At 70.7% G+C, this 25,149-nt stretch carries 25 protein-coding genes; 19 read left to right on the forward strand and 6 right to left on the reverse strand.

The annotated features are described in order from the left end of the window. Positions 1–75: 75 nt before the first annotated feature. Together serS and OHS58_RS38310 are read left to right on the forward strand one after the other, a co-directional pair. Positions 76–1,338, forward strand: coding sequence for a serine--tRNA ligase (serS, locus tag OHS58_RS38305; RefSeq protein WP_326956345.1), 1,263 nt, complete (start codon positions 76–78; stop codon positions 1,336–1,338). A 64-nt stretch (positions 1,339–1,402) separates the two neighbouring features. Next, positions 1,403–2,404, forward strand: coding sequence for a DUF3558 family protein (locus OHS58_RS38310; protein ID WP_326945582.1), 1,002 nt, complete (start codon positions 1,403–1,405; stop codon positions 2,402–2,404). A 3-nt stretch (positions 2,405–2,407) separates the two neighbouring features. Here OHS58_RS38310 and lhgO read toward each other — a convergent pair whose 3' ends face one another. Beyond that, positions 2,408–3,592, reverse strand: a complete 1,185-nt coding sequence (lhgO, locus tag OHS58_RS38315) for an L-2-hydroxyglutarate oxidase (RefSeq protein ID WP_247059886.1) — start codon at positions 3,590–3,592, stop codon at positions 2,408–2,410. Between the two features lie 95 nt (positions 3,593–3,687). On the opposite strand from lhgO, the gene OHS58_RS38320 reads away from it, so the two are divergent. Both OHS58_RS38320 and OHS58_RS38325 read left to right on the forward strand, forming a co-directional pair. Next, positions 3,688–4,284 carry a TetR/AcrR family transcriptional regulator gene (locus OHS58_RS38320; RefSeq protein WP_326945584.1) on the forward strand — a complete coding sequence of 199 codons (597 nt, stop codon included), beginning with the start codon at positions 3,688–3,690 and terminating at the stop codon, positions 4,282–4,284. Next, on the forward strand, positions 4,281–4,772 hold the full coding sequence (locus OHS58_RS38325; protein ID WP_328645653.1) for a nuclear transport factor 2 family protein: 492 nt from the start codon (positions 4,281–4,283) through the stop codon (positions 4,770–4,772). The genes OHS58_RS38320 and OHS58_RS38325 overlap by 4 nt, the downstream gene beginning before the upstream one ends. On the opposite strand, the gene OHS58_RS38330 is transcribed toward OHS58_RS38325, so the two are convergent. Then, a complete protein-coding gene (locus OHS58_RS38330) occupies positions 4,747–7,842 on the reverse strand; it encodes a BTAD domain-containing putative transcriptional regulator (protein WP_328645654.1) in 3,096 nt (1,031 codons plus the stop codon). The genes OHS58_RS38325 and OHS58_RS38330 overlap by 26 nt on opposite strands. A 127-nt stretch (positions 7,843–7,969) precedes the next feature. Between OHS58_RS38330 and OHS58_RS38335 the strand changes: the two genes are divergently transcribed. Genes OHS58_RS38335 through OHS58_RS38355 form a run of 5 tightly spaced genes read left to right on the forward strand, consistent with a single transcriptional unit; the run spans position 7,970 to position 12,534 of the window. Then, the gene (locus tag OHS58_RS38335; RefSeq protein ID WP_328645655.1) at positions 7,970–9,103 is read left to right on the forward strand and encodes a DegT/DnrJ/EryC1/StrS family aminotransferase; all 1,134 of its coding nucleotides are present in this window, start codon (positions 7,970–7,972) and stop codon (positions 9,101–9,103) included. A gap of 23 nt (positions 9,104–9,126) precedes the next feature. Then, positions 9,127–10,056: an NAD-dependent epimerase/dehydratase family protein gene (locus tag OHS58_RS38340; RefSeq protein WP_328645656.1), complete on the forward strand. Its 930-nt coding sequence runs from the start codon at positions 9,127–9,129 to the stop codon at positions 10,054–10,056. 32 nt (positions 10,057–10,088) lie between these two features. After that, complete coding sequence (locus OHS58_RS38345) at positions 10,089–11,285, forward strand: glycosyltransferase family 4 protein (protein ID WP_326956338.1); 1,197 nt, start codon at positions 10,089–10,091, stop codon at positions 11,283–11,285. Continuing rightward, on the forward strand, positions 11,272–11,901 hold the full coding sequence (locus OHS58_RS38350; RefSeq protein WP_328645657.1) for an acyltransferase: 630 nt from the start codon (positions 11,272–11,274) through the stop codon (positions 11,899–11,901). Before OHS58_RS38345 ends, OHS58_RS38350 begins: the two co-directional genes overlap by 14 nt. A 57-nt stretch (positions 11,902–11,958) precedes the next feature. Beyond that, entirely contained in the window at positions 11,959–12,534 is a 576-nt protein-coding gene (locus OHS58_RS38355) for a Uma2 family endonuclease (RefSeq protein ID WP_328645658.1), read from the forward strand. Here OHS58_RS38355 and OHS58_RS38360 read toward each other — a convergent pair. Together OHS58_RS38360 and OHS58_RS38365 are read right to left on the reverse strand one after the other, a co-directional pair. After that, a complete protein-coding gene (locus OHS58_RS38360) occupies positions 12,531–13,523 on the reverse strand; it encodes an IS481 family transposase (protein ID WP_328645659.1) in 993 nt (330 codons plus the stop codon). The two genes, OHS58_RS38355 and OHS58_RS38360, sit on opposite strands and share 4 nt — an antisense overlap. Before the next feature lie 408 nt (positions 13,524–13,931). Further along, complete coding sequence (locus OHS58_RS38365; protein ID WP_328645660.1) at positions 13,932–14,552, reverse strand: hypothetical protein; 621 nt, start codon at positions 14,550–14,552, stop codon at positions 13,932–13,934. 124 nt (positions 14,553–14,676) lie between these two features. On the opposite strand from OHS58_RS38365, the gene OHS58_RS38370 reads away from it, so the two are divergent. From OHS58_RS38370 to OHS58_RS38380, 3 genes are all read left to right on the forward strand, one after another. Continuing rightward, positions 14,677–15,186 carry a SigE family RNA polymerase sigma factor gene (locus tag OHS58_RS38370; protein ID WP_328645661.1) on the forward strand — a complete coding sequence of 170 codons (510 nt, stop codon included), beginning with the start codon at positions 14,677–14,679 and terminating at the stop codon, positions 15,184–15,186. Continuing rightward, entirely contained in the window at positions 15,183–15,908 is a 726-nt protein-coding gene (locus OHS58_RS38375; protein ID WP_328645662.1) for a hypothetical protein, read from the forward strand. The genes OHS58_RS38370 and OHS58_RS38375 overlap by 4 nt, the downstream gene beginning before the upstream one ends. Before the next feature lie 197 nt (positions 15,909–16,105). Next, on the forward strand, positions 16,106–16,399 hold the full coding sequence (locus OHS58_RS38380) for a hypothetical protein (RefSeq protein WP_328645663.1): 294 nt from the start codon (positions 16,106–16,108) through the stop codon (positions 16,397–16,399). Here the strand turns inward: OHS58_RS38380 and OHS58_RS38385 are convergent. Both OHS58_RS38385 and OHS58_RS38390 read right to left on the reverse strand, forming a co-directional pair. After that, on the reverse strand, positions 16,380–17,336 hold the full coding sequence (locus OHS58_RS38385) for a Gfo/Idh/MocA family protein (protein WP_326945595.1): 957 nt from the start codon (positions 17,334–17,336) through the stop codon (positions 16,380–16,382). The genes OHS58_RS38380 and OHS58_RS38385 overlap by 20 nt on opposite strands. Continuing rightward, complete coding sequence (locus tag OHS58_RS38390) at positions 17,333–18,439, reverse strand: DegT/DnrJ/EryC1/StrS family aminotransferase (RefSeq protein ID WP_326945596.1); 1,107 nt, start codon at positions 18,437–18,439, stop codon at positions 17,333–17,335. Before OHS58_RS38390 ends, OHS58_RS38385 begins: the two co-directional genes overlap by 4 nt. Positions 18,440–18,589: 150 nt before the next feature. On the opposite strand from OHS58_RS38390, the gene OHS58_RS38395 reads away from it, so the two are divergent. Genes OHS58_RS38395 through OHS58_RS38425 form a run of 7 tightly spaced genes read left to right on the forward strand, consistent with a single transcriptional unit; the run spans position 18,590 to position 24,973 of the window. Then, positions 18,590–19,309: a UDP-N-acetylglucosamine acyltransferase gene (locus tag OHS58_RS38395; RefSeq protein WP_328645664.1), complete on the forward strand. Its 720-nt coding sequence runs from the start codon at positions 18,590–18,592 to the stop codon at positions 19,307–19,309. A gap of 11 nt (positions 19,310–19,320) precedes the next feature. Continuing rightward, positions 19,321–19,566: an acyl carrier protein gene (locus tag OHS58_RS38400; protein ID WP_285456927.1), complete on the forward strand. Its 246-nt coding sequence runs from the start codon at positions 19,321–19,323 to the stop codon at positions 19,564–19,566. Beyond that, positions 19,559–20,296 (forward strand): glucose 1-dehydrogenase, encoded by a 738-nt coding sequence (locus tag OHS58_RS38405; protein WP_326945598.1) that lies wholly within the window; start codon positions 19,559–19,561, stop codon positions 20,294–20,296. Before OHS58_RS38400 ends, OHS58_RS38405 begins: the two co-directional genes overlap by 8 nt. Next, positions 20,293–21,687 carry an AMP-binding protein gene (locus tag OHS58_RS38410; protein WP_328645665.1) on the forward strand — a complete coding sequence of 465 codons (1,395 nt, stop codon included), beginning with the start codon at positions 20,293–20,295 and terminating at the stop codon, positions 21,685–21,687. The genes OHS58_RS38405 and OHS58_RS38410 overlap by 4 nt, the downstream gene beginning before the upstream one ends. After that, positions 21,684–22,736 (forward strand): LuxE/PaaK family acyltransferase, encoded by a 1,053-nt coding sequence (locus OHS58_RS38415; protein WP_326945600.1) that lies wholly within the window; start codon positions 21,684–21,686, stop codon positions 22,734–22,736. Before OHS58_RS38410 ends, OHS58_RS38415 begins: the two co-directional genes overlap by 4 nt. After that, positions 22,733–23,977 (forward strand): acyl-CoA reductase, encoded by a 1,245-nt coding sequence (locus OHS58_RS38420; protein WP_328645666.1) that lies wholly within the window; start codon positions 22,733–22,735, stop codon positions 23,975–23,977. The genes OHS58_RS38415 and OHS58_RS38420 overlap by 4 nt, the downstream gene beginning before the upstream one ends. A gap of 12 nt (positions 23,978–23,989) precedes the next feature. Beyond that, on the forward strand, positions 23,990–24,973 hold the full coding sequence (locus OHS58_RS38425; RefSeq protein WP_247059918.1) for a lysylphosphatidylglycerol synthase transmembrane domain-containing protein: 984 nt from the start codon (positions 23,990–23,992) through the stop codon (positions 24,971–24,973). Positions 24,974–25,149 lie beyond the last annotated feature (176 nt).

Raw genomic sequence — 25,149 nt, forward strand, 5'->3', positions numbered from 1 at the left:
ACCGAGCTTCAACGATCAGACTGTCGGGACAACCGCTGACGGGCGCACAGTCTGTACGGACTACCCTCTGTCTTCGTGATTGACCCCAGGACTCTGCGCGATGACCCGGAAGCCGTGCGCGCGTCGCAGCGCGCCCGTGGCGAGGACGAAGGAGTGGTCGACAAGCTGCTCTCCCTCGACTCCCGGCGCCGCTCTTCGATCGCGGCCGCGGACAAGCTGCGCAACGAGCAGAAGATCCTGGGCAAGCAGATCCCGAAGGCGCCGCCGGAGGAGAAGCAGCAGCTGCTGGCCACGGCCAAGGAGCTCGCCGCTCAGGTGAAGGCGGCCGAGGCGGAGCAGAACACCTCGTCGGAGGAGTTCGACCAGCTCTTCCGCACCGTCCCGAACCTGGTGCACCCGGACGCGCCGATCGGCGGCGAGGACGACTTCACCGTCGTCAAGCACGTCGGTGAGCCCACGAAGCTCGGCTTCACCCCGCGCGACCACCTCGAGCTGCTCGAAGCGCTCGGCGGCGTCGACATGGAACGTGGCGCGAAGGTGTCGGGCTCGCGGTTCTACTTCCTCACCGGCGTCGGCGCGCAGCTGCAGCTCGGCCTGCTCAACATGGCCATCGCGCAGGCGCTCGAAAACGGCTTCACGCCGATGATCACGCCGTCGCTGGTGCGCCCGGAGATCATGGCCGGCACCGGCTTCCTCGGTCAGCACTCGAGCGAGATCTACCACCTCCAGGACGACGACCTGTACCTCGTCGGCACGTCGGAGGTGCCGCTCGCCGGCTTCCACGCCGACGAGATCCTCGACCTGAACGACGACGCGAAGCGCTACGCGGGCTGGTCGTCCTGCTACCGCCGCGAGGCCGGCTCGTACGGCAAGGACACCCGCGGCATCATCCGCGTGCACCAGTTCGACAAGGTCGAGATGTTCGTCTACACCAAGCCGGCGGACGCCGAGGCCGAGCACGCGCGGCTGCTGGACTGGGAAGAGCAGATGCTGGCGAAGATCGAGGTGCCCTACCGGGTCATCGACACCGCGACCGGCGACCTCGGCACGTCCGCGCACCGCAAGTTCGACTGCGAGGCGTGGGTCCCGAGCCAGGAGGCCTACCGCGAGCTGACTTCGACGTCCAACTGCACGACGTTCCAGGCCCGCCGCCTCTCGGTCCGCTACCGCGGCGAGAACGGCAAGCCGCTGATCGCCGCGACGCTCAACGGCACGCTGGCCACCACCCGCTGGATCGTCGCGATCGTCGAGAACCACCAGCAGGAAGACGGCTCCGTGCGCGTGCCCGAGGCGCTGCGCCCGTTCGTCGGCGGCAAGGAAGTCCTCACGCCCCGCTGATTTGGGGTTATGCCAGGTGCGCACCCGTTCGGCCCAGTAAGGTCCGGGCCGAACGGGAGGACGCATGCGCATGAAGTGGCAGGCCGTGGCGGCCATCGCGGCCGCGGTCGTGGTGACCGGCTGCACGGTGACGGTCGGCGGGTCGGCGTCGCCGGTGCCGGGCCAGGGGCCGGTGACCAAGGTCGTCGACGCTTGTTCGCTGCTGACCCCGGAGCAGGTCGACGCCCTCGGCTACCAGGGTGCGGGCCGGTCGGTGCCGAGCGACAAATCGCGGAACCAAGCGGCCATGTGCCTCTGGAACTCGAAGGACGACGCCGAGATGTCGTCGGTGCTGAACGTCGGCATGGCGGTGGACATCAGCATCGACGAGTACCTCGCCGGCGCCGTCCCGAAGTCCTCGCCGGAGCGGATCGGCGGCTTCAGCTGGACGCAGTACGCGTCGATCCTGGCCGGCGACTGCTCGCTCTACACCGTGCTGGGCGAGAAGTCGTTCGCCTACGTCAGCGTCTCCGGCACGGACCTGGCCAAGTCCTGCGCGCTGGCGAAACCGGCGATCCCCCAGGTCGCTTCGCACCTGCCGGGCGGTCAGGACGCGCCCTCGATCACGCCGTCGACGTCGGCGAAGCCCGAGCCGGGCGGCCCGCTGCTGTCGGTCGACCCGTGCACGCTGATGAAGCCGGAACAGCTGGCGCAGCTGAAGAACATCTCGCCGAGCGGCGAGAAGACCGTCTCGACCGTGGTGCCGAACTCGTCCTACTGCCTGTGGGACGACACCGACGGCGACGACGGCCAGAAGGCGTTCGAGGTCTGGGTCGGCCCCAGCACCCCGGTGGCCGAGTGGCCGGGCACGCAGGACGTCCAGCCGACCGAGACCGTCGACGTCGGCGGCAAGAAGTGGGGCGTCTTCCCGAACATGGGCGGCCTGCGCGCGACCTGCGGCGCGACCCTGCCGATCACCGACACGTCGTCGGTGCAGGTGGTCAGCGGGTTCATCGGCGACGACACCAAGACGTGCGACGTCGTCAAGCAGGGACTGCCGCTGGTGACGGCGAACCTGCCGGGCTGAACCTCAGGCCGAGACCTGGTCCGCGATGTGGCGCGCGATCTCCAGCGCGCTCGTCGCGGCCGGCGACGGCGCGTTCAGGACGTGCACCTGGTCGCGGGCGGTCTCGATGAGGAAGTCGTCGACGAGCGAGCCGTCGCGGCGCATCGCCTGCGCGCGGACGCCCGAGCCGTGGCGGACGATGTCGTCCTCGGTGACGGCCGGGACGAGCCGGGCGAGGCTGGCGGCGAAGCGCTTCTTCGAGAACGAGCGCCGCACCTCGTCGAGCCCGGTCGGCAACGCGTACTTCTTCGCGAGCCGCCAGACGCCGGGGAAGGCCGCGACCTCGGCGACGTCCTTGGCGGAGAAGTCGGCCCAGCGGTAGCCCTCGCGGCGCAGCGCGAGCACGGCGTTGGGGCCGGCGTGCACGCTGCCGTCGAGCATCCGGGTCAGGTGCACGCCGAGGAACGGCAGCGTCGGGTCCGGCACCGGGTAGATCAGGCCCTTGACCAGGCCGCGGCGTTCGGGCTTGAGCTCGTAGTACTCACCGCGGAACGGCACGATCTTCGCCGACGGCGTCAGCCCGGCCAGCCGCGCGACGCGGTCGGAGTGCAGGCCGGCGCAGTTGACGAGCCCGTCCGCGACGATGACGTCGGACCCGGTCGCGACCTCGACGCCGCCGTTCGCGCCGGCCCGGATGGCCATCGCGGGGCTGTTCAGCCGGAGGTCGACGCCGGCTTCGTCGAGCAGCCGCACGAGCGCCGCGCAGACGGCCGGGAAGTCGATGATCCCGGTCGACTCGACGCGCAGCGCGGCGACGCAGGACACCTCGGGCTCGTACTCCCGCGCTTCGGCGGGCGAGATCTTCTTGGCCGGGACGCCGTTGGCCTCGGCCCGCTCGGCGAGCGTGTCGAGCGCGGGGATCTCCTTCTCGTCGGTGGCGACGACGAGCTTCCCGCACACCTCGACCGGCACGCCGTACTGGCGCGCGAAGTCCACGATGGACCGGTTGCCGGCGACGGACATCCGCGCCTTGAAGGAGCCGGGCTTGTAGTAGAGCCCGGCGTGGACGACGTTCGAGTTGTGCCCGGTCTGGTGCGCCGCCCACCGCGGCTCCTTCTCCAGCACGGTGACGTCCAGCCCGCGCCTGGTCAGCTCCCAGGCCACAGCCAGACCGACGATCCCGCCCCCGACGACCACCACGTTGCGCACGATCGACCAGGCTACGCGAGTCCCTCGTACGCGCCGCCCCCTGGCGTTACCTAACGTCCGTCAGGTAACGTACCTGACCGATGTCAGGTAAGCGGTTGACCCGGGAAGCGCGGCGCGAGCTGATCGTCGCCGCGGCCGCCGAGGTGTTCGCCTCGGCGGGCTACGCCGCGGCCGGCATGCGCGAAGTCGCGGCAGCGGCCGGAATCAGCACGCCGGTGCTCTACGACCACTTCCCGGCGAAGGCCCAGTTGTACGCGGCCCTGCTGGAGTCCGAAGTGGACGATCTGCTGGCGGGCTGGGCCGAGCTGCCGCTCTCGGATGACCCGGAAGTGTTGCTGCGCAGCCGCGTGTCGGCGATCTTCGCGTGGATCGAAACCCACGAGCGCGGCTGGCGGATGATCTTCGCGGAGCCGCCGTCGGACCCGGCGGTCGCGGCGACGCACCGGGCGGGCCAGGACCGGGCGACGGCCAACCTGACGGCGTTGTTCCGCGGCATCCCGAGCCTCGACCTGACCGCCCGCATCCCGCGCGAGCTGGCCGACGAGGTCCTGGCGGACGCGAGCAAGAGCGCGCTGAACGCGGTGGCGACGTGGTGGTGGCGCCACCGGGAAGTCCCGCGCGACGAGGTCGTGGCGCTGACGGTGGACCTGCTGTGGCGCGGCCTGGCCACGCTGACCAAGGGGGAGCGATGAGCACCGAGACCTACCGGCGCGCGGCGGAAACCGGCGATGCCGGCTTGGCGATGACGGCGTTCGCCCCGGACGCGGTGCTGCACTCACCGCTGACTTCGCGGGTGCGTTTCACCGGGCACACGGAGCTGCGAGCGCTGATCGAGGTGGCGTACACCCACCTGACGGAGATCCGCTTCCACACGGACGTCGGTGACGACCGGACCCGCGTAGTCGTCTACACGGCCCGCGTCGGCGGCGAGCCGATCGAGGAAGCGGCGCTGCTGCGGCTGGACTCCGCCGGCTTGATCGAAGAGGTGACGTTGTTCGTGCGGACGTTGCCGGGGCTGGTGGCGCTGATGGACCGGTTCGGCCCGGACATCGCCCGGCGCAACGGCCGCCGGTGGGCCGCGCGGGTGCTGAGCGTGCTGACGAAGCCGTTGCTGGCGATGGTGAAGTCGGGGGACCGGTACGCGGTCCCGCTGGTCAGTCCGCCAGCCCGGCCGTCGTGAGCGCCTTCTGCGCGCTCATCCCCAGCCCGACGCCGTAAGCCCGCTCGAAACCGGCCGCTCCCAACGACTCCCGCACCCGGGCCCGGACGGCCGAGGCGTCCGGGTCGCCGCTGATCGCCGTGCCGCGGACCGCCGCCGCGGCGCCCAGCAGCACCGCCGCCTGGTCCGGGTGGGTCGCCGCGCCGGCCAGGCCCTCCAGCGCGAACGCCACGACGTCGCCCGCGTGCCAGTGCCGGCCCAGCAGCAGCGCCTTCCGGTGCGACTCGGCCGCGTCGGCGACCCGGCCCTCCGTCAGCGCCAGCCAGCCCAGCGAGATCAACGCGCGCGCGTGGGCCGTCTCCGCCGCGAACGACCCGCCGTCGCACTCCGCCAGCGCGCGTTCGCAGAAGGCGCGTGCCGTGGCCAGGTCGCCGGCCAGCCGGGACAGGTCGGCCAGGCCGACGTAGGCCGCCGCCCGGGACTCCGGCATGCCCGAGCGGCGGGCGGTCGACGCGGCCAGCTCGTAGTCCGCCCGCGCGCCGTCGTGGTCGCCCTGCAGCACCCGGGTCCAGGCGCGGCGCGTGATCAGGTCCGCGACGTCGTCCGTCGCGCCCAGTTCGTGCATCAGGGCCAGCGACTCGTCCATCTTCACCAGCGCCTCGGCGTGCTCACCCCGCCAGCTCAGCAGCTGGGAAAGGTGGTCCAGCGCCATCGACAGGCCCCACCGCTCGCCCAGCGCCCGGAACTGCCCGGCGCCTTCGCGCAGGCCCTCCTCGGCCTGGCGGAGGTCGCCGGTCATCATCGACCGCAGGCCGAGGCCGGTCGGCACCAGTGCCCAGCTCCACGCGTCGCCGTGGGCCAGCATCGCCTCGCCGCGCCCGTACAGCTCCGCGTCGTCGGCCGGCGGCCCGACCACCACCGCCAGCACCATGATCAGCATCGGGTGCCGCGGCATCCACATCGAGTCCCGGGCGTACCGCTGCGCCATCGGCACGTGCGGCGCGAGCGCCTCTTCGTTCGGCATGCCGGCCAGCGCGGTGAGCAGGCAGAGCAGGAACTCCTCGAGGTACTCCGCCCGCACCTCCGGCCCGCAGCGCTTGACGACCTCCAGCGACACCACCGCGCCCTCGAACCGCCGGCCGCGCATCCACCAGTACATCGCCAGCGGCGTGACCATGCGCAACGCGATCACGACGTCCGCCTCGGCCGCCCAGCGCAGGGCCGCGAGGATGTTGTCGTAGTCGGCGTCGATGCGGGCCAGCCACTCCAGCTGCGCCGCCGTCCGCAGCATCGGGTCGGCTTCCTCGGCGAACCGCAGGAAGTACTCGGCGTGCGCGCGGTGCAGGGCGTCCGTCTCGCCCGCTTCGTCGAGCTTCTCGGCGCAGAACGCGCGGATCGTCTCCAGCATCCGGAACCGCCCGCCGACGGCCTCGACCAGCGACTTGTCGGCCAGCTCCGGCAGCAGGTCGACGTCCGCGCCGCACACCTCGGCGGCCGCGGCGACGGTCGCGCCGCCGGGGAACACCGTCAGCCGCCGCGCGAGTTCGCGCTCCTCGTCGTCGAGCAGGTCCCAGCTCCATTCGACGACGCCGCGCAGCGACCGGTGCCGCTGTTCGGCCGTCCGGCTGCCGCGCGCGAGCAGCCGGAACCGGTCGTCGAGCCGGGCCGCGATCTCGCCGGGCGGCAGCAGCCGGACGCGGGCCGCGGCCAGCTCCAGGGCCAGCGGCAGGCCGTCGAGGGCGGCGCAGATGTGCTGGACGTCGCCGATCGTCGACTCGTCGACGGCGAACGCGGGATCGCTCGCGGCCGCGCGGTCGGCGAACAGCCGGATCGCCGCGAACTCGCCCGCCCGCGCGGCGGACGTCCCGGGCGGCGGCACGGCCAGGCGCGGCACCGGCGCCAGCTGCTCGCCGGTGATGCCGAGCGGCTCGCGGCTGGTGGCCAGCACCCGCAGCCCGGGGCACGCGCCGAGAAGCCGACCGGCCAGCCGGGCCGCGACGTCGACGACGTGCTCGCAGTTGTCGAGCACCAGCAGCGTCGTGCGGTCGCGCAGCGCCGCGATCAGCCGGTCGGCGGGGTCCTGCGCTTCGCGTTGCCGGAGCGGGGTGTCCCGCAGGCCCAGCGCGGTCAGCACCGCGCCGACGACGTCCGCGGGCCCGTGCGGCGCCAGCTCGGCGAAGGCGACCGGGCCCGTCTCGGTCGCCGCGACCTCGACGGCCAGGCGTGTCTTGCCGGTACCGCCGGGCCCGGTGAGCGTCACGAGCCGGGCGCGCGCCAGCAGGTCCGAGACCTGCCGCAGCTCGTCGTCACGGCCGACGAAGCTGGTCAGCTGCGCGGGCAGCGCCGAGATCGCCGGCTTCTCGGTTTCGCCGCGAAGCACCGCGAGGTGCGCTTCGGCGATTTCCGCGCCGGGGTCGGCGCCCAGCTCGTCGGCCAGGGTGCGGCGGGCGTCCTCGAACGCGGCCAGCGCGTCGGCGGACCGGCCCGCGGCGTGCAGCGCCCGGACGAGCTGCGCGCGCGGCCGTTCCCGCAGGGGCCGCTCGGCGACGGTCTCGCGCAGGCCGGCGAGGACGTCTTCGGCCTGGCCCAGAGCCAGCCGGGCCTCGACGTGGTCGTCGGCCGCCTCGGCCCGCAGCTCGTCGAGCCGGGCGGCCTGGGCGGCGGCGAACGGCGCGTCCGCCAGGTCGCTGAACGCGGGTCCGCGCCACAGCGCCAAGGCCTCGCCCAGGACGTCTGTGGCGGGCGAGCCGGCCTTCAGCAGCGCGCGGCCTTCGCGTGCGAGCCGCTCGAAGCGGTGGACGTCCACTTCGTCCGGTTCGACGACCAAGCGGTAGCCCGCGGCGGTGAACTCGACCGGCGCCAGGTCCTTCAACGCCGTCCGCAGCCGTGACACCTGGGACTGGAGGGCGTTCGCCGCGCCGTCCGGCGGCTCCTCGCCGTACATCCCGTCGATCAGCCGCTCGGCCGGGACGAACCGGCCGGCGTCGAGGGCGAGCAGGGCCAGCAGCGTGCGTGAGCGCGGACCGCCCACCGCCGCTGGTGCGCCGTCCGGGTGCCACGCGGTGACGGCCCCCAGGACCCCGAATCGCATGCGCCCAGCGTAGGGCGTGGTCAGGCTCGTGGTGGGGGTCACTCGAAAGGGGGGTTCGGCGTGGGCCTGTGAATCAGCTGAGCGTGCGTATATACACTTCGCCGGGTCCCCACGCAATGGGAGAGGTATGTCGCCCGACAGCATTGCCCTAGGTCAGCCGACCGTCGGCGAGGAAGAGCTCGCCGCCGTCGCCGAAGTCTTCCGCTCCGGCTGGCTGGCCGGGGCCGGTCCCGCGTGCCGCCGGTTCGAGGAACGGTTCGCGCAGGTCACCGGCACCGCGCACGCGCTTACCACCGCGAACTGCGGGTCGGCGCTGTTCCTCGGTCTCAAGGTGCTCGGCGTCCAGCCGGGCGACGAGGTGATCGTCGGCGACTACACCTTCCCGGCGACCGGCCACGCCGTCGTCCAGGCCGGCGCGAAGCCGGTCTTCGCCGACATCCGCCCGGACGTCTTCAGCGCCGACCCGGCGCACATCGAAACCCTGATCACCCCGCGCACGGTCGGCATCCTCGCCGTCGACGTCGCGGGCCAGCCGGGCGACTTCGACGAGTACCGCGCGATCGCCGACAAGCACGGCCTCTGGCTGTTCGAGGACGCCGCGTGCGCCGCCGGCGCGACGTACAAGACGCGCCCGGCCGGCAGCCTCGCCGACCTGGCCGCGTTCTCCTTCCACGGCCGCAAGGGCATCACCGCGGGCGAAGGCGGCGCGCTGGTCTCCGACCGCGAAGATCTCATCGCGCACGCCCGCAAGCTCCACACGTACGGCATCGAACCGGCGATCAGCCGCGAAGGCTCCACCACGCTGCCGATCCCGGAGTTCCACGAGCTCGGCTACAACTTCCGCATGTCGGACGTCCAGGCCGCGATCATGAACGTCCAGCTCGACCGCCTGCCCGACCTCCTCGCCGCCCGCCGCTCGGTGGCGAAGCGCTACCACGAGGCCTTCGACGACGTCGACGCGCTGACCGTCCCCGTCGAACTGCCCGACCGCGAGCACCCGTGGCAGGCCTACCTGCTCACGGTCGCCCCGGAGGTCAGCCGCGACCAGCTGGCCCTGCGCATCCGCGAGCAGGGCGTCCAGTGCAACTTCGGCACCTACGCTTCCCACCTCCAGCCGATCTACGGCCCCCAGACCCCGCTGCCCGTGTCGGCCGACGCGTTCGCGCGTCAGCTCGCCATCCCCATGCACGCCAACCTGACGGACGCCGAAGTGGCGCGCGTCGGCGAGGTCGTGCGCGCCGCCGTGCAGTCCCTGTCCTGAAGCCACCGACCGAGGAGAATTTGGTGTCCGACAAGAAGGTCCTGTTCACCGGGGCCGGTGGTTTCATCGCCGCACACGTAATCCCCTTGCTCATCGAGGGCGGCTACACCGTCCGCATCTTCGACAACATGACCCGCGGCGACCGCGCCCGCGTCAACGAGTTCGTCGCCACCGGCAAGGTCGAGCTGGTCGAGAAGGACGTCCGCTACGGCGGCGCGGTGCGCGAGGCCATGCGCGGCTGCACCCACGTCATCCACTTCGCCACGGTCTCGATCAACAAGTCGATCGCCGACCCGCACGAGTCGTTCGACATCAACATGACCGGCAACCACAACGTGTTCGCCGCGGCCGCCGACGAAGGCGTCGAGCGCCTGGTGTTCGCGTCGACCGCGTCGGTCTACGGCGAGCCGAAGCGGCTGCCGATGCACGAGGACGACGAGCTCAAGCCGCTCACGCCGTACTGCATCTCGAAGCGCGCCGGCGAGGACATGCTCGGCTTCTACGAGCGCCAGAAGGGCCTGTCCTGGACCGCGTTGCGCTTCTTCAACGTGTACGGCCCCGGCCAGAAGATCGAGGCGTACTACACCTCGGTGATCAACCACTTCATCCAGCGCCTGCGCGCCGGCCAGCCGCCGATCATCGACGGCCGCGGCGACCAGTCGATGGATTTCGTGCACGTCACCGACCTGGCGCGGGCCGTCGTCGCCGCGCTGGAGTCCGAGCAGGCGAACCTGCCGATCAACATCGGCACCGGCATCGACACCTCGATCGCGGCGCTGGCCAAGATCCTGATCGAGGCCGTCGGCGTCGACGTCGAGCCGCTGTTCAACGAGCGTGACGTGCTGGTTTCGCGGCGCGCCGCCGACATCACCCGCGCCCGCGACGTGCTCGGCTGGGAGCCGCGGATCACTGTCGAAGAAGGCATGCGACAGCTGGTCAAGGACTCCGAGTGAGTGCCGCCGCGGGCCCTGCCCGAGGACGTGCGATGCGCATCGCGGTGGTCAACAACTTCTTCCCGCCCCGGGTGGGCGGGAGCGCGCACATGTCGGCCTCGCTCGCGGCGCAGTTCGTCGAGGAGGGCCACCAGGTCCTGGCGATCACGGCCGCCTACGCCGACGCCCCGGCCGAGGAGGAGCGCGACGGCTACCGCGTCGTGCGCCTCCCGTCGACGAAGATGCCGCAGGTCGGCCTGTCGATCGACTTCGACATGAGCTTCGCGTCGGTGCGGCCGGGCAACTGGCGGCGGCTGTGGAAGCTGCTCGACGAGTTCAAGCCGGACGCGATCCACCTCCACGGCCAGTTCTTCGACCTGTCGTGGCTGGCCGGGATCTACGCGCGGCGGCGGCACATTCCGGCGCTGCTGACCATCCACACCCTGCTGATCAGCGACAACAAGCTGTACGGCGGGGTGTTCCGGGTGCTCGACGCGGTGCTCGTGCGGCCGATCCTGCGCTACATCCGGCCGCGGTACGTCATCCTCGACAAGCTCGGCGTCGACTACTGCGTCGAGCGCTACGGCACCAGCGACGCGAACTCCGAGTACTTCCCGATCGCGGTCGACACCGGCCACTTCGCGAAGCCGGTGACGAAGGACGTCCGCGCGGAGCACGAAATCGGCGACGCGCCGCTGATCGTCTCGCTCGGGCACGTCATCCCGCTGCGCAACCGGCTGCCGCTCATCGAGGCCCTGCCGTCCATTTTGGACAAGCACCCCGGCGTGCGGGTGGTCGTCGTCGGCCGCGTCTACCACGACGCGTTCCTGAAGCGGGCCGCCGAACTGGGCGTCTCCGAGGCGCTGGTCGTCACCGGCGCGGTGCCGAAGGAGGACGTCCCGGCGTACTTCGCGGCGGCGGACATCGTGACGCACGACCTCAACGGCGGCTGCGGCACGGCGTCGCTGGAGGCGATGCTGTCCGGCACCGCGACGATCGCGTCGGTCACCGAGGACAACTACCCGGGCATCGAGCTGCGCAACGGCGAGAACGTCCTGCTGGTGCGCCCGGACGACTCGGAAGCCGTGGCCTCGACGGTGATCGAGCTGCTCGACGACCCCGAGCGGCGCGCGCAGATCGCGCAGCGGGCGAGCGAGATGGTGCGGTCGAACTTCGGCCTCGACGTCGTCGCCGAGGAGCACCTGCGGACCTTCGAGAAACTGGTGTCGGACGCCCATGTTCTTCGATGACGAGCGCAGCCACCGGCTGCGCCCGCAGATCCTGACCGAGCTCGTCTCGCAGTACATGAACGACGCCGAGCGGGCGCAGTTCTACGGGCTGCCCTCGACGTGCCGCGTCCGCGAGCGCGTCAAGATCATCAGCCCCGAGAACCTCAAGATGGGCGACCACTGCTGGGTCGGCGAAGGCGCGGCGCTCGACGCGAGCGGCGGCCTGGAGATCGGCGAGCACACCAGCATCGGGCTGAACACGCTGATCTTCACGCACTCCAGCTGGCTCGCGAACATGACGCTGCAGAACCATTCGGGCAGCGACCTGATCGAGCGCAAGCCGGTGAAGATCGGCAAGGGCTGTTTCATCGGCGGCCTGGTGGTCATCATGGCGGGCGTGACGATCGGCGACTTCGCCACGGTCCAGCCGAACTCGGTGGTGGCCAAGGACGTCCCGCCGCGCACGCTGGTCGCGGGCAACCCGGCCCGGGTCTTCCAGCGCTACGACGAGGAGTACATCCAGTCCGAAGTGGACCGTGTCCGGGCGGACAACGCCCGCCGCCGCGAGATCGCGGAGTCACACGGGCAGAACACTTCGGGCTGGGGAGCCCCATCGGGCGACTTCTCGGAGCAGTAGCGTTCTGGCAGGCTGACGTGCGAAATGACGTCCAGTGACTGCGGCGAGGAGAAGGCGATGAGTGTCATGGAATGGCCTCACCACCTCTTGTCCCTTGAAGACTGGGTCGATCTGCCGGAAACCCCGGAGCACCAGGTCGAGGCGGTCGAAGGCGTTCTTGTCGTGTCGCCGCGTCCGATGCCATTCCACCAGCTCGCCCTTACCCGGCTGGGCTACTTGATCAACGAGCAGCTCCCCGATGAGTACTGTGCGCTGAGCGAAGTCGAAGCAGTCATCGCCGAGGCGCCGCTGACCGTCCGGGTGCCCGATGTGCTGGTGGCCCCGGCCGCCCTGGTGGCGACGAACCCGGCTCGGCTCGATGTCGCTGATGTGCAGCTGGTGATCGAGGTGCTGTCCGAGGGCACCAGGCGGACCGACCAGGTCACGAAGTTCTCCGAGTACGCGGAAGCCGGGATCGAGCACTACTGGATCGTCGACCTCGACCCGCCGATCAGCATGATCACCTACCGGCTGGTCGACGAGGAGTACGAGAACTTCGGTGAACAGTCCGGCATCGCCGAACTCGACTTCGGCGGCCACGCGTTGACCATCGACCTGAACGCACTCACCACCCGGCGAGCCCAGCGCCCCTAGCTGTGATGTCCGGGGAGGTTGGTCAGCCGGGTGACCGGCGGCTTGCCGCCGGTTGAACTGTGGGGTCGGTGATGATTGTAGAAGTGCAGCCACCCCGGTAACGCGGCCCGCCGCAGGGTCTCCGCTGGGTAGAAGCGGGCGTAGGCCCAGCCCTCGGCCAGCGTGCGGTGGAACCGCTCGATCTTGCCGTTGGTCTGCGGCCGGTAAGGCCGAGTTCGTTTCGGGGTGATTCCCAGCTCGGTGCAGGTGTCGCGCCAGGCGTGGGACCGGTAGGCCGAGCCGTTGTCCGAGAGCACCCGCTCGACGCTGACGCCGCGGGCGGCGAACCAACCCACCGCCCGGCGCAGGACCGCGGTGGCGGTAGCGGCGGTTTCGTCGGAGTGGATCTCGGCGTAGGCGACGCGGGAGTGATCGTCGAGCACGGTGTGCACGAACGCGGTCCCGATCTTGGGGTTGCGGAAGGCGTTGCGTGGTTTGCCCGGTGTCGCGGCCCGGTTGCGGTCGCCTTGGGCACGGCCGACGTAGCGGTGGCCGCCACCGTCGGGGATGTTGCCGAACTTGGTGACATCGACATGGATCAGCGAACCGGGATGGTCGTGTTCGTAGCGGCGCAGCGGTTCACCGGTGACCCGGTCTATCCGGGAGAGCCGGTTGATCCGGCAACGCACCAGCACCGCGTGCACGGTCGAGGCGGGCAGGCCGAGCCGGCCACCGATCTGGACCGGGCCCAGCCGCTGCCGCCACCGCAGCCGCACGATCGACCGGACCAGGTTTTCGGGGGTGCGGGCCGGGCTGTGGTGCGGACGCGAGCTGCGGTCGGCCATCCCGGCCGCGCCTTCGGCGCGGTAGCGCTGGGCCCACTTCGCGGCGGTCTTGGCGGCGACCATGAACATTTTCGCTGCTGCGGCGCAGGTCCAGCCCTGTTCGACGATCAGGCGGGCGAGCCGTAGTCGGGTGCGTGGGGTCAGGGTGGCGTTAGGGTGGGACACGAAGGCCTCCGGGCGGTGATGTGGTTCCTAGACAGCTCCACTTCACATCCGGAGGCCTTCACCTGTCTGTGCGACAGGCCGCCACCGGTCACCTCATCTCGGGACAACGTCCCTGAACATCACACCTAGCGCAGTGCCGCGCGACCTCACCGGTGTCCGGCAGCTTCACTAGGTTCTTGCACCCCGACTTCACCCCCGCGACGAACCGGGCCACTGCCGTAGTCACACACTCATCGAAGTGGATGACGGCGGCGCCGGCGTGGTCGCCGGCGCCGCCGCCGTGGAGCCGCCGGAACACGCTGTGACGCAGGTCAGCAGGCATGCCGCGGCGAAGATTTCCCCCAAGGTGCGCACCGAGGTCAATCTAGCGCTCGGTCACCGAGCGCAGGATATCGGTTACGCAACGTTTCAGCCGTGGCCGACGCCGGTGTGGCCCGCCGGCAGCTTGTTGCCCGCGGCGTCGTAGGCGCGCAGGCGGCCCGGGTCGGCGGCCGAGTCGAACCAGAACACCACCACGTTCGGGTCGGCGCTCCACTTCGCCTGGTGCGCGACCACGTTGCCGGCGGCGGTGATCTTCGCGGCCGGGCCGGCGTAGTAGCCGAAGCTCGGCACGTCGTGGCCGTCCAGGTTCGCGCCGCCGGTCACCGCGTGGAAGCCCGGGGCCTTGTCGCTGCCCGCGAACTCGTTGGCGACGATGACGTCCTGCAGGCCGCCCGCGGCGTCGCGGATGCCGCCCATGATGCCGAACGTCGTGTTCGGCAGCTGCGGCTCCTGCAGTTTGACGCCGTAGAAGACCAGCTCGCCGGAGCTGTCCCGGCGGCCCGTGCCGATGACGTCGCCCAGCACCTCGTGCTCGGGTGCGGCGTCCCGGGTCGGCGGCGGCGAAACCGGCGCGGCCGGCGGGACCGGTGCGGCGGCCACCGGAGCGGCCGGCGGCGTCTCGGCGTTCGCACTGGTCAGGAGGCCGGGAACCACCAGCGCGCCGCAAGCGGCGACCACGGTACCGGCGATGACGAGGCGGTTCTTCACGGGTTTCCTCCCGGATCGGCAAGATCGTCCGCCGGTGACTACGGGCGTAGGGTCGAAAAGGTTGAGACGCGCCCGCGCAACCTTTCCGGGGCCCGGCCGTCGCTGGGGGCGAAAGGGGTGACGCATGGCGCGCGGTGACGACGAGTTCGCGGACTTCGTGCGCGCGTCCTCGGCTCGCCTCACGCACGCCGCGTTCCTGCTCACGGGCGATCGGCACCAGGCCGAAGACGCCGCTCAGACGGCCTTCACCCGCACGTACGCGGCGTGGTCGCGGGTCCGCCACAAGGACGCCTACGGCTACGCCCGGACCGTCCTGGTGAACCACGTCATCGACGGCTGGCGCCGCCCGATCCGCGAGTACGCCACCGAGGAGATGCCCGAGCGGCCGGACCGCGTCGACGTCGACCAGGCCGTCACCCAGCGGGAATGGCTCACGGCGGTGCTCAAGACGCTGACCGCCCGCGAGCGCGCCGTCGTCGTGCTGCGGCACTTCTTCGACCTGCCCGAAGCCGACGTGGCGCGCGAACTGGGCGTTTCGCTGGGTACCGTGAAGAGCACGAATTCGCGGGCGCTGGCCAAGCTGCGGATCGAAGCGGGCACCGAAGACACGCTGATCGGAGGGAGCGGGCGATGAACGACCTCGACGACTTCCGCGCCGCCCTCCGGCGGCCGCCGTCCGAGCCCTTCGCCGAGCCGGACCTGAGCAGGATCATGGCCGACGGCACGCGCCTGCGGCGTCGCCGCCGCGTGCTGACGACCACCGGCGGGCTCGCCGCCGCGGCCGTCGTCGTGCTGGTGGTCGTGTTCGCCGTCCAGCTGCGGCAGCCCGCGCCCGCGCCGGTCGCGCAGCCGCCGGCCCCGCCCGCGCCGACGTCTTCGGTCCCGCCGCCGACGACCGCCGGGCCGCCCCCGGCCGAGCCGCTCGGCGAGGTCGTCGGCACCGGTATCCGCACCGCGGCCGGGGAGATCGTGATCTTCGCCAAGGCGGTCGACGAGCCGCAGATCCTGCCGGACATCCACTTCGGCCTCGTCGCCGGTTTCCGCGACGGCGGGAACCTGGAGCCGGTCCTGGCCACCAACGAGTTCCGCGGCTCCGACCGCTCGTTCGGCTTCCACGCCACCGACGGCGGCGAGGTCCTGCAGGACCAGACCATCCCGGTCTTCGGCTACTTCGCCGGCGCGGCCGCGAGCATCACCACGACGGTGCACGGCAAGACGATCCAGGCGAACGTGGCGAAGTGGAGCAAGGACCTGAACGTGGTCATCTTCTGGTTCGACCCGGTCGCGGTCCCGGACTCGGCTTCGCTGACACCGCTGATCGCCTACGACAGCAAGGGAAGCCGGCTCACCAAGTAGCCCACCTCATTGTGTTGGCAGTTCCGGTCAGGCACTGAGCGAAGCCGTCTTCGAAACGCGTCCTCGATCTTCTGTAGAAGTCTGTCCGGGGCCGTGAACACGTCCTTGCGGGCCCGGATCACGAGCCATCCTTCCTGTGGCGACTCGGCCTTACCGGATCCGAGGAAGAGCAACGATTCGGCGACACGGGTGCCTCGGTGGTCGTCGCAGGCGACGAGACGGAGATCGATCTTCGCGATCAGCGCATGGGCCTCCCGGTCGTCGAGTCCCGTCAACGCCTGGTCGAAGCAGGTGAGGGCACGCCACGGCCCGCGGCTGCACAGAACCTGGCCCAGTGCGAATACGGAACGGTCATGTGCACATCGGCGGTCGCCAGCGCAATGCAGCCGTGGACAACTCAGCTGTCCACCGCCGTGCTGACCGGAGTGGTCAACACGGCGGCGGGAGCGGCCAACGCGGCCCCGGGGAGCGTCAGGCGGCGGCCTGCGTGAGGACCTGCTCGACGACGTGGTGCGACGGCAGGATCAGGTCGCGCTCGGTGTCGGCGTCGATCTTGCCCTCCAGCAGGTCGCAGAAGCGGTCCAGCTGGGTGGCCAGCGGTTCCCGCGCGGTGATCAGCTCCGGGATCTCGATGACCGTCTGCTGGCGGTAGCCGAGGCCGTCCGGGGTGACCGAGTCGTGCGAGATGTGGCGGTAGATGGTGACGTCGCGGCGCAGCAGGTCGATCTCGATCAGGCGGTCCAGTTCGGACACCACCAGCGACCGGACCTTCTTCTGCCCCAAGCGGGACGCCGACACCGTGGCCAGGCCGGTCGGGAACGACAGCACCGTCTCGATGGTGTCCTCGGCGCCCTCGACCGACTGCGGGTGGAAGTAGCCCGCGCCGGACGTCACGCGCGCCGGCGTCGCGCCGCCGAAGAACTGGATCGCCAGGTCGACGTCGTGCACCAGCAGGTCCCACGCGACGCCGGTCTTGATGCGCGGCGCGTACGGGCCGTGGCGGCGGGCCATCAGGTGGATCGGCTCCTGCACCAGCGCCCGCGCGGTCATCACCGCCGGGTTGTAGCGCTCGAGCAGCCCGCACATCAGCGCGACGCCCTGCTTCTTCGACAGCGCCACGATCTCCTGCGACTTCTCGTAGCTGTTGCACACCGGCTTTTCGACCAGCATCGGCTTGCCCTGGCCGAGGATCTCCTGCGCCAGGTCGTAGTGCACCTCGGTGGCCGAGGCGAGCACGACGGCGTCCACATCGGACAGTGAGCCGATCTCCGGCGTCCACTTCGTCTCGTACCGCTCGGCGACGGCCTTGCCGGCCTCTTCGCGCGGATCGATCACGCGGACCAGCTCCACGCGTTCGTTGGCGGCGAGCACGCGCGAGTGCAGGGAACCCATGTTCCCCGTCCCGACAACAGCGATCCGATGCGTCATGCGCCCAGTACCTCGCGAACGGTTTCGATGATGGTGTCCAGCTGGGACTCGGTCAGGTGCGGGTGCACCGGCAGCGACAGCGCCTGGTCGGCGACCGACTTCGCGACCGGGAAGTCTTCGACGCGCGCGCCCGGGATCAGGTCGTGGCCGCGGTAGCAGTCGTAGTCGAAGACGATCTTGGGGTAGTAGATGCCGTTGCCGATACCGCGCTCGGTGAGCGCCGCGGCCAGCTCGTCGCGCGAGAGGAACGCGTGCGGCCCGACCAGCACGGTGTACTGGTGCCACACGTGCTCACGGCCCGGCAGCACCTGCGGGACGTCGAGGCCCGGCGTGCCCGCGAGGCCCTCCGAGAGCCGCTTCGCGTTCGCCTGGCGGGCGGCGGTCAGCTGGTCGAGCTTCGCCAGCTGCGGGATGCCGACGGCGGCGTGCAGGTCGGTCATCCGGTAGTTGTGGCCGGCGACCTCGTACTGGTACCGGGCACGCATGCCCTGGTTGCGCAGCACACGCAGCTTGTCGGCCAGCGCGTCGTCGTCTGTCGTGATGACGCCGCCCTCGGCGGTGGTGATGTTCTTCGTCGCGTACAGCGAGAAGCAGCCGATGCCGAACGAGCCGGCCTGCTTGCCCTCGAAGGACGCGCCGACGGCCTGCGCGGAGTCCTCGATCACCGTCAGCCCGCGCTCGGCCGCGAGCGGGGCGAGCTTGCCCATGTCCGCGGTCTGGCCGTAGAGGTGCACGGGCATGAGCACCTTGGTGCGGTCGGTGACGGCCTTGACGACGGCGTCGGGGTCGATCGCGAAGTCGTCCCGCCGGATGTCGGCGAAACGGACGGTCGCGCCGGCCTCGAGGATCGCGTTGAGCGTCGCGACGAAGGTGAACGGCGACGTGACGACCTCGTCGCCCGGCTTCAGGTCGAGGACCTGGAGCGCGGCGACCAGTGCCGTCGTCCCGTTGTTGACCGCGATCGCGTGCTTCGTCCCGGAGACCGCCGCGAAGGCGTCTTCGAAGCGCTTGACCATCGGTCCCTGTGCGATGGCGCCGGAACGCAGGACCTCGACGACGAGGTCCTCCGCGTCGCGGACGTCGACCACGGTGATGGGGATCATGGGCAGTCTCTCTCGGCAGGCGATTTCGACGCGTCCGGTACAGTGAGCCGCCGGTTCTGCGCCCGGCCGCCCTGCATGAACGCGGGCCACACGTTACCGGGCGCGGTAGCACGCCCAGTACCCAGCCGCCGACGAACGGACACCCGACCCGTGGCCAACCGCATCCACCCGACCGTCGTCCTCGGTGAAGGCGTCGAACTCGGGGACGACAACGTGATCGGCCCGTTCACGGTGATCGCCGGGCCGGCGCGGATCGGGGACGGCAACTGGATCGGCCCGCACGTGACGATCGGCACGCCCGGCGAGGACCGCGGCCGCCCCCACCCGGCCGCCTGGGACACCGCGCCGTCCGGTGACCCGGATCACGACGGCCACGGCGTCGTCATCGGCAGCCGCAACAAGATCCGCGAGTACGCGAGCGTCCACCAGGGCACCTGGCGCACGACGACGCTCGGCAGCGACGGCTACTACCTGCGCGGCTCCCACATCGCGCACGACTGCCTGGTCGGCGACGCCGTGACCATCGCGTCCAACGTCGTCACCGGCGGCCACTGCCACATCTGGGACGGCGCGAACCTCGGCATGGGCGCGGTGCTGCACCAGAAGGTCGTGATCGGCCCCGGCGCGATGGTCGGGATGGGCTCCGCGGTCCGCCGCGAGATCGGCGCGTTCACCATCGCCGTCGGCAACCCGGCCCGGGTCACCGGCGTCAACGTGGTGGGCCTGTCCCGCCGCGGCCTCGACGAGGCGACCATCGAGGCGCTCGGGCCGTGGCTGAAGGGTAAGGAAGGTCTCCCGGACGCCACCCTGCCCGGAGACCTCTCTACCTTGGTAAAGGCGTGGGACGCCCGCCCGCGCGAAGAGCACTAGGAGTCGTGAGCATGTCTGAAGTGGCCCCCAAGCTGCGCGAGGTCTTCGTCGAGGCGCTGGACCTGGACGGCGACGTGGACGTCGAGAACCTGAAGTACCGCGACATCGAGGCGTGGGACTCGGTCGGCCACATGGCGCTGGTCGCGGCCATCGAGGACGAGTTCGACGTCGAGTTCGACACCGACCAGGTCATCGACATGTCGAGCTTCAAGGTCGCCGTGGACATGGTCACCGAGCTCCAGTCGAAGAATGACTGACGAGTCCCTGTCCGGTCGCGTCGCGCTCGTCACGGGCGGGACGCGGGGGATCGGCCTGGCCACCGTCCGCGCGCTCGCCGCGGCGGGCGCGACGGTGGTGCTCACCGGCCGCGACGAGGCCCGCGCCAAGGAAGCGGCTTCGGCCGCGGGCGCCGCGGCCGGGCTCGCGCTGGACGTCACCGACGCGAAGGCGGTGTCGTCGCTGGTCAGGGGCGTCGCGAAGGAGCACGGCCGGCTCGACATCGTCGTGGCGAACGCCGGGATCATGGAGGACGCGCTCCTCGGGATGATCCGCGAAGAGCTCGTCGACACGACGCTGAGCACGAACGTCGCCGGCACGCTGCACACCGTGCAGGCGGCCGCGCGGGCGATGATGCGCAAGAAAACCGGCTCGATCGTGGTTCTGGCCTCGATAGTCGGTGTGTACGGAAGCGCCGGCCAGACGGTGTACGCGGCGTCGAAAGCGGCGGTGGCGAACATCGCGCGGTCGGCGGCGAAGGAGCTCGGCCGGTCCGGCATCCGGGTCAACGCGGTCGCGCCCGGCGTGATCGAGACCGACCTGACCGCGGGCCTGAGCGAGGACGCGAAGGCCGAGAACGCCGGCAAGACGCCGCTCGGGCGGCTCGGCCGGGCGGAAGACGTGGCGAACGCGATCCGGTTCCTGGTGAGCGATGATGCGTCCTTCATCACCGGCCAGGTGCTGGGCGTCGACGGAGGCTTGGTGTTGTGACGCTGTTGGGTGCGGGAGCTCGGCTGGTGGACGTGGCCGGGGGCCGCACGCTGGCGGGCGCGGAACTGTCGGCCGAGGTCGGCCGCCGGATGGAAGCCCTGGCGGACCTGCCGGTCGGCGTGGTGTTCGCGCGGATGTCCGTCGACCTGCCGAGCGTGCTGACCTACCTGGGCGCGTTCGAGTCCGGTCGCGCGATCGCGCTGATCGACCCGGCGCTGGACGTGGACGTGCTCGCCGGGCTCGTCGAACGCTTCCGCCCGGCTGCGGTGCTGTCCGCTTCGGGTGACGCGCCCGCGGGCTACACGACCCGGGGCGACGACTGGATCCGCTCGTCGGCCGACGGCGTCGCGCCGCACCCCGACCTCGCCGTGCTGCTCCCGACCAGCGGGTCCACCGGCAACCCGAAGCTCGTCCGGCTCTCGCGCCAGGCGATCCTGTCGAACGCCGACGCCATCGCGCAGGTGCTCCACATCGACGCCGACGAGGTCGCGCCCACCTGCCTGCCGCTGCACTACAGCTACGGCCTGTCGGTGCTGAACTCGCACCTGGTGCGCGACGCGACCGTCGTGATCGAGCCGTCCGGCGTGCTCGGCCGCGGCTTCTGGGACGCGGTGAACACCCACGGCGTGACGTCCCTCTCGGGCGTCCCGTACCACTACGAAATGCTGCGGCGACTCAAGTTCGACCCCGCGAAGTACCCGACGCTGCGCACCCTGACGCAGGCCGGCGGGAAGCTGCGCGACGAGCTGATCACCGAGTTCAACGACAAGATGATCGCCGTCGGCGGCCGGATGTACGTGATGTACGGCCAGACCGAGGCGGCCCCGCGGATGACGACGGTGCCCGCCGAGCGGCTGGCCGAAAAGCTCGGTTCCGCCGGGCCGGCGCTGCCGGGTGGCCGGTTCGCCGTCCGCCGCGACGACGGGTCGGAGACCACGCACCCGAAAATTGTCGGTGAGGTCGTCTACCGTGGGCCCAATGTGATGCTGGGTTACGCGGACGACGAGTCCGGCCTGGCCAAGGGTGACGAATGCGGCGGCGTGCTCGCCACCGGTGACCTCGGGTACCTGGACCAAGACGGGTTCCTGTTCATCACCGGCCGGCTCAAGCGCATCGGCAAGGTCTTCGGCAACCGCGTCAGCCTCGACGATCTCGAGCAGGCCGTCCGCACCGCGGCGGTCGGGATCGACGTCGTGGCGGCGGTGCCCGCCGGCGACAAGGTCGTGCTGTTCGCCGAGGGCGTCGGCAAGGACATCTGCAAGGACGCGTCGAAGGCGCTGTCCGAGCGGCTGCACCTGCACACGAGCGGGTTCGACGTGCGCCCGATCGACACCGTGCCGCTGCTGGCCAGCGGCAAGATCGACTACCGGTCGCTGGAGGCGAAGGTATGAGTGTGTTCACTCGGTCGCAGGCTGACCGGGAAGCGTTGCTGCTGCCCGAGCTCGCCGCCCTGACCGCACACCACCGGGCGAATTCCGAGGGCTACGAACGGATCCTGTCGTCGCTGGGAATCGCGCCAAGTGCTCAGTTTGCGTCGATCGCCGACCTGCCGTGGCTGCCGGTGCGGATGTTCAAGACGCACGACCTGAAGTCCGTTCCGGACAGTGAGGTGTTCAAGACCCTCACGTCGTCCGGCACCACCGGCGCCGGCGCGTCGCGGATCTACCTCGACAAGGAAGCGGCGGGCGCGCAGACCAAGCAGCTCGGCGCGACCCTGCAGGAGGTCCTCGGCGGCGAGCGGCTGCCGATGCTGATGGTCGACACCATCGGCATCATCAAGAACCGCCGCTCGTTCTCCGCGCGCGGCGCGGGCGTGCTGGGCATGGCGAACTTCGGCCGCAAGCACACGTACGTGCTCGACGAAAACGACAAGCCGGACGTCGAAGCCGTCAAGAAGTTCCTGGCCGAGTACGGCGGCAAGCCGTTCCTGATCTTCGGTTTCACGTTCATGGTCTGGCAGTACCTCTACGAGGTCGCCCGGGAGCACCGGCTCGACCTCTCCAACGGCATCCTCGTCCACTCCGGTGGCTGGAAGAAGCTGATCGACCGCGCGGTGGACAACACCGAGTTCCGGCGCCGCTTCAAGGAGGACACCGGGCTCACCCGGATCCACAACTACTACGGGATGATCGAGCAGATCGGCACCGTGTTCCTCGAAGGCCCGTCCGGCAACTCGCTGTACTGCCCGGACTTCGCCGACGTCGTGATCCGCGACCCGGAGACCTGGGAAGAGCAGCCGGTGGGGGAGCCGGGTGTGATCGAGGTCGTCTCGACGCTGCCGCGGTCCTACCCTGGGCACGTGCTGCTCACCGAAGACCTCGGCGTCTACAACGGGATCGACGACGGCGACTGGCCGGGCAAGCACTTCTCCGTCCTCGGGCGGCTGCCGAAGGCCGAGGCCCGCGGCTGCTCGGACACGTTCTCGGGAGCGGCGGCGTGAGCACCCTTACCCAGCGTTTTCCGTTGTCCGACGCGGTTTCCGTGAGCGACCTGGTCGGCGAGCTGCGTGCCAAGCCGCCCGGCGGCCGGCTGCGCGTCGGTGACCCGCGGGTCGTCGAGTTCGTCACGAAGTTCGCCCGCAAGCTGCTGGCCCCGGCCACCGCGCGCCGGTTCCCGGAGCTGGCGTCGCTCGGGTTCTTCCTGCGCAAGGGCGAGATCGCCAAGGCTTTGTCCACTTTGGACACTAAAAGTGGCGCGCTGCGGTTCCCGCGCGGGCTCGTGTTCCACGTACCGCCGGCGAACGTCGACACGATCTTCGTCTACTCGTGGGCGCTGTCCGCGCTGGCGGGCAACCACAACGTCGTGCGGGTGTCGTCGCGCTCGGCCGGGGCCGCCGAGGCGGTGCTGGAGGCGCTGAACGCCGCACTGTCCGAAGTGGACCCCGCTACGGCGGCGGCGATCACGGCCACCCAGCGGATGGTCACCTACGACCGCAGCGACGAGGTGAGCGGCGCCCTGTCGCTGGCCGCCGACCTGCGCGTCATCTGGGGCGGCGACGGTTCGGTCGCGGCGCTGCGCAAGTACCCGCTCGCGCCGCACGCGCGTGACCTGACGTTCCCGGACCGCTCGTCGTTCGCCGTCGCGTCGGTGGCGGGCTGGCAGCGGGCGTCCGAACCGGAGCGCCGCGCGGCCGCCGAGGGCTTCTACAACGACTCGTACTGGTTCGACCAGGCCGCCTGCTCGTCACCGCGAGCGGTGTTCTGGGTCGGCGACGAAGACGGCGCGCGCGTCGCGGGCCAGGAGTTCCGCACGCTGCTGGCGCAGGTGCTCGTGACGAAGCAGCACGTCACCGAGCCGGCGATGGCGGTCCAGAAGCGCGTCTCGGCGTACGGCGCTGCGGTCGACGGCCTGGTCAAGGACATCTCCTTCGCGGGCAACGGGCTGGCCACGCTGGAGCTGGCCGACCCGGCGACCATGCCGCGCGAGTGGCTCGGCGCCGGCACGTTCGCGAACGCGCGGGTCGCGTCTCTGTCCGATTTGGTCCCGACCGTCCTCCGCAAGGACCAGACGGTCGGCCAGTTCGGCTTTACCACGGAAGAGCTGACGGCGTTCGCCTACGAACTGGCCGGTCGCGGAGTCGACCGGATCGTGCCGTTCGGCTCGGCCCTGACGTTCTCGGCGGTCTGGGACGGTTACGATCTGCTGGCCGAGTTCAGCCGCCTGGTCACCGTGCAGGCCTGAGGAGATGCGTCAATGACGACACTGGAGTCGCCGGAGTGGGAGACGCCGGCTGCCAAGAAGCAGCCGAAGTCCACCAAGGCGAAGATCCTCGACGTCGTCAGGTGGGTCGCGATCCTGCTGGTCATCGGCTTCGCGGCCAAGCAGCTCGCGGCGAACTGGGGTGAGTTCTGGCGCACCCTGCACGACGTGGCCTGGCAGTCGTCGCTGCTGAGCCTGGTGGCCCTGGTCGCGGCGATCATGGTGTCCACCTGGGGCTGGCAGGTGATGGTCGACGACCTGGGCAAGCCGATCGGCTACGCCCGCGGCGCGCAGATCTGCCTGGTCGGCTCGCTCGGCAAGTACGTGCCCGGCTCGGTCTGGGCGTACCTGCTGCAGATGGAGCTGGGCCGCAAGGCGGGCCTGGCCCGCGCCCGCATCTTCACCGGTTCACTGATCCAGCTCGGCGTCGGCATCGTGTCGGCGCTGGTCGTGTCGCTGCTGGCGGCGCCGGCGGTATTCAGCAACAGCCCGCGCGCGCTGTGGCTGTTCGTGCTGATCCCGGTCGGCCTGGCGATGCTGCACCCGAAGATCCTGACGTGGGGCACGTCGCTGGTGCTGCGTGTGCTGCGCCGCCCGCCGCTGCAGCAGCCGCTGACCTGGAAGGTCGTCGGCAAGGTCTTCGGCGCCTCGACGGCGGCGTGGTGCCTGCAGGGCGTCCACCTGTGGCTCCTGGCGAACTCGGTGGGCACCCCCGGCATCAGCGGCTTCATCCTCTGCGTCGGCGCGATGGCCGTGGCGATGACGGTGGGCACGTTCGCGTTCATCCTGCCCAGCGGCGTCGGCGTGCGCGAAGTGGCCCAGGTCGCGGTCCTCACGGCGAGCGGCCTGACGGTCGGCCAGGCCACGGCGTTCGCGGTGGCTTCCCGGGTGATGTTCACGGTCGCGGACCTGCTGACGGCGGGCGGCGCGGCCCTCGCGGCCCGCTCGCTGCGCGGCAAGACCCCCGCAGCCGCCTGACCTGCCGATTCGCTCTTGGCCTGTGGACAACTAGCCCGCGGGAGCCCTCTTCGGAGCCGGAACCGGGGCCTTTCGTCACCGTGACGCAAGCGGGCTTTCCGGGGCTGTCACAGCATTCCACCCCGATTTCCGCACGATCGGGCAGCTACCCACAGGCCTGTACCCAAGTTGTCCAC

Source organism: Amycolatopsis sp. NBC_00348, assembly GCF_036114655.1.
Classification (GTDB): domain Bacteria; phylum Actinomycetota; class Actinomycetes; order Mycobacteriales; family Pseudonocardiaceae; genus Amycolatopsis.

Bases quoted from the DNA above. Each gene is read 5' to 3' on its own strand.
- OHS58_RS38375 (WP_328645662.1), top strand. From the start codon at position 15,183: ATGAACGACCTCGACGACTTCCGCGCCGCCCTCCGGCGGCCGCCGTCC.
- OHS58_RS38425 (WP_247059918.1), top strand. From the start codon at position 23,990: ATGACGACACTGGAGTCGCCGGAGTGGGAGACGCCGGCTGCCAAGAAG.
- OHS58_RS38345 (WP_326956338.1), top strand. From the start codon at position 10,089: ATGCGCATCGCGGTGGTCAACAACTTCTTCCCGCCCCGGGTGGGCGGG.
- OHS58_RS38335 (WP_328645655.1), top strand. From the start codon at position 7,970: ATGTCGCCCGACAGCATTGCCCTAGGTCAGCCGACCGTCGGCGAGGAA.
- OHS58_RS38415 (WP_326945600.1), top strand. From the start codon at position 21,684: ATGAGTGTGTTCACTCGGTCGCAGGCTGACCGGGAAGCGTTGCTGCTG.
- OHS58_RS38325 (WP_328645653.1), top strand. From the start codon at position 4,281: ATGAGCACCGAGACCTACCGGCGCGCGGCGGAAACCGGCGATGCCGGC.
- OHS58_RS38405 (WP_326945598.1), top strand. From the start codon at position 19,559: ATGACTGACGAGTCCCTGTCCGGTCGCGTCGCGCTCGTCACGGGCGGG.
- OHS58_RS38355 (WP_328645658.1), top strand. From the start codon at position 11,959: ATGAGTGTCATGGAATGGCCTCACCACCTCTTGTCCCTTGAAGACTGG.
- OHS58_RS38400 (WP_285456927.1), top strand. From the start codon at position 19,321: ATGTCTGAAGTGGCCCCCAAGCTGCGCGAGGTCTTCGTCGAGGCGCTG.
- OHS58_RS38385 (WP_326945595.1), bottom strand. From the start codon at position 17,336: ATGACGCATCGGATCGCTGTTGTCGGGACGGGGAACATGGGTTCCCTG.
- OHS58_RS38350 (WP_328645657.1), top strand. From the start codon at position 11,272: ATGTTCTTCGATGACGAGCGCAGCCACCGGCTGCGCCCGCAGATCCTG.
- OHS58_RS38310 (WP_326945582.1), top strand. From the start codon at position 1,403: ATGCGCATGAAGTGGCAGGCCGTGGCGGCCATCGCGGCCGCGGTCGTG.
- OHS58_RS38390 (WP_326945596.1), bottom strand. From the start codon at position 18,439: ATGATCCCCATCACCGTGGTCGACGTCCGCGACGCGGAGGACCTCGTC.
- OHS58_RS38370 (WP_328645661.1), top strand. From the start codon at position 14,677: ATGGCGCGCGGTGACGACGAGTTCGCGGACTTCGTGCGCGCGTCCTCG.
- OHS58_RS38330 (WP_328645654.1), bottom strand. From the start codon at position 7,842: ATGCGATTCGGGGTCCTGGGGGCCGTCACCGCGTGGCACCCGGACGGC.